Origin of the sequence: Psychrobacter sp. 16-MNA-CIBAN-0192 (assembly GCF_040309565.1) — a bacterium.
In the GTDB taxonomy this organism is placed as follows: Bacteria; Pseudomonadota; Gammaproteobacteria; order Pseudomonadales; family Moraxellaceae; genus Psychrobacter.
This window is the reverse complement of the sequence record NZ_JBEOOX010000578.1, coordinates 1-247: the sequence shown is the minus strand read 5'-3', so window position 1 is coordinate 247 and position 247 is coordinate 1. Positions and strand designations below refer to the sequence as shown.

General features: G+C 42.9%; 1 pseudogene. It reads right to left on the bottom strand.

The window, feature by feature from the left end:
- Positions 1-187 (bottom strand): annotated as a pseudogene (locus tag AAEY78_RS14455) (hypothetical protein); the annotation flags it as partial.
- Between the last annotated feature and the right edge of the window lie 60 nt (positions 188-247).

Genomic DNA, 247 nt, shown 5'->3' with positions numbered 1-247 from the left:
ATGCGACACTGTAGCCGCGTTGTCTGAGTTCAATTGCAGTATTGATCCCGCTAAATCCACCGCCGACAATACACACATCGACAGTAATGTTTTCGGTTAGCTTGGGATGCTGATAAAGCTCTTTGGCGGTCGCGACATAAAAGGAGTCTGGGTAGTGTTGGCTATGAATCGGGGATTTATGCGGCATAAACGCTCCAAGCTATTGATTATAGTTGTAATAATAACTTTTAAATGAATAGTTAGATGC